The 5,387-nt window shown below is 35.8% G+C and carries 6 protein-coding genes; 4 read left to right on the top strand and 2 right to left on the bottom strand.

Features of this window, described 5'->3' with window-relative positions; all coding sequences use genetic code 11:
* Positions 1–243: 243 nt before the first annotated feature.
* Both AC3DU7_RS23225 and AC3DU7_RS23220 read left to right on the top strand, forming a co-directional pair.
* Complete coding sequence (locus AC3DU7_RS23225; protein ID WP_488041666.1) at positions 244–1,398, top strand: redoxin domain-containing protein; 1,155 nt, start codon at positions 244–246, stop codon at positions 1,396–1,398.
* Positions 1,399–1,646: 248 nt separating this feature from the next.
* Positions 1,647–1,817: a hypothetical protein gene (locus AC3DU7_RS23220; protein ID WP_488041665.1), complete on the top strand. Its 171-nt coding sequence runs from the start codon at positions 1,647–1,649 to the stop codon at positions 1,815–1,817.
* 79 nt (positions 1,818–1,896) lie between these two features.
* Here AC3DU7_RS23220 and AC3DU7_RS23215 read toward each other — a convergent pair whose 3' ends face one another.
* Together AC3DU7_RS23215 and AC3DU7_RS23210 are read right to left on the bottom strand one after the other, a co-directional pair.
* A complete protein-coding gene (locus tag AC3DU7_RS23215) occupies positions 1,897–2,964 on the bottom strand; it encodes an RNA-guided endonuclease InsQ/TnpB family protein (RefSeq protein WP_488041664.1) in 1,068 nt (355 codons plus the stop codon).
* Between the two features lie 315 nt (positions 2,965–3,279).
* Positions 3,280–3,780, bottom strand: coding sequence for a helix-turn-helix domain-containing protein (locus tag AC3DU7_RS23210; RefSeq protein ID WP_488041663.1), 501 nt, complete (start codon positions 3,778–3,780; stop codon positions 3,280–3,282).
* Between the two features lie 479 nt (positions 3,781–4,259).
* On the opposite strand from AC3DU7_RS23210, the gene AC3DU7_RS23205 reads away from it, so the two are divergent.
* Together AC3DU7_RS23205 and AC3DU7_RS23200 are read left to right on the top strand one after the other, a co-directional pair.
* Positions 4,260–4,634, top strand: a complete 375-nt coding sequence (locus tag AC3DU7_RS23205; RefSeq protein WP_488041662.1) for a hypothetical protein — start codon at positions 4,260–4,262, stop codon at positions 4,632–4,634.
* Positions 4,635–4,727: 93 nt separating this feature from the next.
* Positions 4,728–4,943, top strand: a complete 216-nt coding sequence (locus AC3DU7_RS23200; protein ID WP_488041661.1) for a hypothetical protein — start codon at positions 4,728–4,730, stop codon at positions 4,941–4,943.
* Positions 4,944–5,387: the final 444 nt, after the last annotated feature.

The following is a 5,387-nucleotide window of genomic DNA, read 5'->3' as shown; positions in this document are numbered from 1 at the left end:
CAGCTTATCGTCGCGGCTGGCCTAATTCTGGAAGTGAGTATATTCATGCAGTGAAACCAGGGAAGCAACCTATTTGTTAATATAGCTATCAGCGTTCAGCAGTCAGCAGTCAGCGGTAAACATTAATATAGTAGTTATGCGTTCCTGTTCATCTCAGTGAGGTACACACGCGCGAGCAAGATGCTTGCACTAATAACATTTAATTATTAATATTAGAATCTGCTGTAACTAATAACTGAAAAAATGATTACATCTACAAAAACATTAAGTTTAGGAGATCCTGCTCCTCCTTTTATTTTACCAGATCAGTCAGGAGAATTATTATATTTAAGAGATAAAGCTGGTAAGCCATCAATTCTAATTTTTTATGCCTCTGATGAAATTCCTGCTTGTCAAGAGATAGCTTGTGCATTTAGAGACTTAATACCTACTTTTAATAAATTTAATTTACAAGTTCATCTAATTAGTTCTGACTCATCAGCAGTTCGTCAAAAATTTGCCAGAGAATATAATATTCCTTTTCCATTACTGTCAGATTCTAATAATAAAATCAGTCGTCAGTATGGTGTTTGTTTTCCTGGAGATAATGACCAGGAAACTATGCAATATAGCCGGGTAGCTTTTTTACTCGATCCTAACCAAAAAATAGTTAAAATTTATCATCTCAGATATTTATCAAGTAGTATTGAAGCAATATTAAAAGACATTAAAGATATACTGCCTAAAGAGGAACCTCGTCATATTCAGATGCAGGCTCCAGTACTGCTAATTCCTAATGTTTTTCCTCTAGAATATTGTAATTACTTGATTGATATTTGGCATACAAAAGGTAATGATGAATCAGGTTTTATGCGTAAAAAAGGTGAGAAAACTGTGGGATATATTGACCACGCTCATAAGATTAGAAGAGACCATTTTGTGAAAGATGAGGAAATTATTGCCAGTTTAAATCAAATTATGAGGTCAAGGATATTTCCAGAGATTAAAAAAGCTTTTAATTTTAATGTTACTAGAGAAGAAAGGTATAGAATAGCTCGTTATGATGGCAGTCTTGGTGGTTTTTTTAATGCACATCGAGATAATACTACGCCGGGTACAATACATCGAATATTTGCAATGACATTAAATTTGAATGTGGGTGAATATGAGGGAGGATTTTTAAGATTTCCAGAATACGGACCTCATTATTATAAACCTGATACTGGTAGTGCGGTAATTTTTTCTTCTTCTTTGATGCACGAAGCTACTCCGGTAACATCTGGTTTAAGGTTTGCACTTTTGAATTTTTTCTATGGAGATAAAGAGGCAGAAGCGAGGGTTAATTATGAAAATAGAGTGCAGAATGATTATGATGCAGTGGTTAAAATTCAAAAATTAAGGTGCGTTACATTTCATTAACGCACCCTACTAGGCCTTATATTATGTACGGGTGAAATTATGGATTTATTTTCAATTGCCAAAATAGCAGCACCAGTCGCAGGGTCTTTGCTAAATATTGCTGTTAAAAAAGGATTTTAATTTATTAATAAAACAGTCCAGTAGGGTGTGTTAGCAAAGCGTAACGCACCGAAACATTTGGCATAATAAATTAAGGTGCATTACATTTCATTAACGCACTGGACCTTATATTATGTACGGGTGAAATTATGGATTTATTTTCAATTGCCAAAATTGCAGCACCAATTGCAGGTTCTTTGGCAAATGTTGCTGTTAAAAAAGGATTTCAATTTTCGGAGGATGTAGTTAATGCTCTATTACCAGTTCTACTAAACTTACCCAAACTTACCAATACACGACTGCATAGGTTTTGGAGCTAGCTTCCTGTTTCCCAGAAGACCACTGACCGCAGTCTGCAACTTATCTTCTCCACAGGCTTAAATTCGCTTGAAACTCAAGCTACTGATACACATAGTTTTTCAGGTTGATAGCAGCGTTAAAATCTCTATCAGCTTGAAAACCGCATTCACTACACTCATAAGTTCTCAAGTGTAACGGCATTTTCTGTTGATGCCCACAGTTTGAACATATTTGAGAACTTGGATAAAATCTATCCGCTATTACTAATTCACTGCCGTACCATTCACATTTGTATGTAAGTTGACGTTTAAATTCATAAAATCCACAGTCTGCTATGGCACTTGCTAGTTTATGGTTTTTGAGCATTCCACTTACATTCAAATCCTCAATTACTATGGTGCTGTGGTTTTTAGCTAACCATGTCGTGAGTTTATGTAGAGCATCTGCTCTGATATCGGCGACTTTCTGATGAAGTTTTGCTAATTTTTTTACTGCTTTGAGTCGGTTTCTGGAACCAATAACTTTTTTGCTGACTGCACGTTGATGACGAACTAATTGTTTTTTGTTTTTCCTGTAGGCTTTGACATTAGCAAATTTACTGCCATCAGAACAGGTTGCTAATGTATTTATGCCTATGTCTACACCTATAGTTTCTCCTACTTTTTCTGTTGGATATGGTTCAAAATTGTACTTAAAACTGATGTACCAACTATCTGCTTTTTTTGAGATGGTAACGTTTTTTACTCTGTAAGAGGGTAAGATTTCATAAGTTTTTACTACTCCTATTCTGGGTAATTGTATGTAGTTTCCTTGGAAAATCTTAATACTTCCTTCTAAGTAAAAGCTGTCTTTTCTACCTTTTTTCTTAAATTTTGGGAATCCACGGCTCGGAATAGTTAGAAAGTTTTTAAATGCCCTCTCTAAATCCCTTAATGCTTGTTGTGGGGCACACTTAGATACCTCATAGTACCAGGGATTAATTGATTTGACTTCGGCTACTAAACGTTTATGCAAGGTAATTGCACTTGGGCGTTTTTTAGTTTCTTCGTACTCAGTAATGCAAGTTGCTAATCCCCAGTTATAAGCATGACGAGCTACTCCTGCGTGTTTGGCAAGTATTGTTTTTTGTTGATTGTTAAGTTTTAACTTAGTTTTAAAGGATTTCATTGTCAGCGAGGGGTTACCTCCTGTCATAAATTAAACACAACGCGATTATATCACAATAAATATCTAATTATATATAATTAGATCAATTTTTTTAACTTCGTTTTCCGCTTCTAATTCCTTTAATAATTTTAGTTGGAAAATCATCCTCTTCCATACTCTCTAAAAATAGGATTTATTTATGATGAATAAGTTATTTTTATAGGTAGTTTGGCTATAAAAAACTTATGAGGTAATTACTTTGTTAAATGAAATAAATCTGACAAAAATACTGTAAGTAGATTAGCCAGATTAAGTGTGGTTGAGTAGATAAATCAATTATTCCCAAGGGTCGGGAAATGATTCCTCTTCAGCAAATATATTATTTTCCGATCTACTCTCTAATTCCAGATTTTCATACTCATTAACTTGTTCGCTTTCCTGTTGGGATTTGCTATTCTTAGGAGATTTGGCCCTCTGGCGAATATTTTCTAGTTCCCTGGGGTGTTTCCATTTGCTGCCAGGATTAAGGCGATAAATATTGGTGCGTCTAGTGGGGGATTTTTCCTTTCGCAAAATACCCGCCTCACATAGCACCTTGAGAACTTCTAAAACCATCCTTTGGCTCATCCCACAAGACTCAGCCATTTTTTTCTGGCTTGCGTAACACCCATGCTTTGGCCCTTCTCTACGGGATACATGAGCTAATATTCTGAACTCGTAAAGATTTAAACCATAATCATCTAGCGCACGACTAACAAATATTGCGTTCTTGTCATCTGGGTGAGGTTTCCAGTTTTCGTTGGATTTTGGATTTCGGCGTTTGGCATTTTTGGGCATGGCAGTTAATTAAGTCGAAAGCAATTTTTTGGGACAAAATCATAATTTGTAAAGTTTTATTATCATTTTTGAAAGCTCCAATAAGCCACTTCAAATGTACTGATGCATTTCAATGAGATTTTTTTAAATCTATTCTCCATTACAACTATTTTTTTAATTGTTGATTACTTTTATAAGCACCCTAAATCATAATGATGTATGTTTTCGGAAAACATATTTTGTACGCACAGTAAAACATATTTAATATGCACAGTAAAACAGAGTGAAAGTGCTTCCGAAATTCATAATTTAATACGCATCTTAAGTCATAGTAGCACGACTAGACACTTTATTTTGCAAGCGATACAGTTAAATAGATACCCGATTTTTTCTACTCTATGATAAAAGTTGTGAAAACAATGGCCAACTGCCAAATAAAAAAACTCCCAACTCCGCCATAGAGACGAATCGGGAAGCTGAAAATTAACGTTACTTCAATTATGAAACGAAATTCCCAAAATAACAGACAAACTCTCGGAGATGAAATCCGAGCGGCAAAAGAATTTGCTGATTCTTATGGGCCAGAATTGCTAGACCGTCTGCTCCAAGTTGTGGAAAATGACCACAAGATGCCAGAAACTTCACAACCGCCTGTCAATGTTCAGACAAATGACATTTTGCAAGAAGTGGAAAAGGCAGGATTTCAGATTAATCACTGGTTGACAGAATTGATTTTGAACACCAACGCTGAAGTAGTGCGAGATGCTATGGCAGTTGTTGCAGCATATAGCCGTCGGGGAAAGACCCTACGCAACCCAGAAGGAATGCTGGTCCAAGCTATCCGAAATCAGTGGAGACCTAATATTTCGGCGTAAAAAATATCTATTTATTTACCAAACCTTGCTAATACAAACCAGCAAGGTTTTTCTCAAGAACTCAAGATGAATTTTGAACATAACTCAAACAAAATGCAGCAATTTATAGACAGTAAAAAAATCTCAGAATTATTCAGCAGAATAGAAGACCTAGAGGAAAAAGTTATCGCTCTACAAAATCGGTTAGTTAATGTTGAATATGATGTCGGGGTAACTAATAGCAACCTCAGAGATAAAGTGAAAGAATTAGAGTTTTTTCCAAATCCTTATTCTGATGAAGGAGAAGCAAATTGTAACTGCAACATTTAGGTTGTAATTGGAAAATAAATAGTGCGAGCAGGATGCTCGCAAATATTCATATCGGAAGCTACAGTCAAAAATTCAGGTGAGCAAATACTATTTGATTTATTGCAAGTTTCTGCGATCGAATCTTTGCTCACCCTACGGACACTTAGTTTGCCTCAATACCCAATTCCCGCAACTGTATATAACATCCAACTATGCAAACTACTGACTTTCTCTCTCAGTTAGAAGTAGGTTGGGTTGAGGGACGTTAGCGCCAGCTTATCCGTTAGGATAAACCCAACACCAATAATACCAATTTCATAAAATATTACTACAGTGGTTTTATCTGCTAGTCCAGTAGTCCAGTAGGGTGCGTTAGCGACAGCGTAACGCACCATCCATAAAACAGTCTAGCACCATCCATAAAACAGTCTAGCACCATCCATAAAACAGTCTAGCACCATCCAT

The organism is Okeania sp. (assembly GCF_983059655.1).
Note: the sequence above shows the minus strand (reverse complement) of the source record. Positions and strands in the feature narration are given on the sequence as shown.

Excerpts from the sequence above, each read along its gene's own strand:
- AC3DU7_RS23205 (WP_488041662.1), top strand. The coding sequence starts at position 4,260 with ATGAAACGAAATTCCCAAAATAACAGACAAACTCTCGGAGATGAAATC.
- AC3DU7_RS23215 (WP_488041664.1), bottom strand. The coding sequence starts at position 2,964 with ATGAAATCCTTTAAAACTAAGTTAAAACTTAACAATCAACAAAAAACA.
- AC3DU7_RS23220 (WP_488041665.1), top strand. The coding sequence starts at position 1,647 with ATGGATTTATTTTCAATTGCCAAAATTGCAGCACCAATTGCAGGTTCT.
- AC3DU7_RS23210 (WP_488041663.1), bottom strand. The coding sequence starts at position 3,780 with ATGCCCAAAAATGCCAAACGCCGAAATCCAAAATCCAACGAAAACTGG.
- AC3DU7_RS23225 (WP_488041666.1), top strand. The coding sequence starts at position 244 with ATGATTACATCTACAAAAACATTAAGTTTAGGAGATCCTGCTCCTCCT.
- AC3DU7_RS23200 (WP_488041661.1), top strand. The coding sequence starts at position 4,728 with ATGCAGCAATTTATAGACAGTAAAAAAATCTCAGAATTATTCAGCAGA.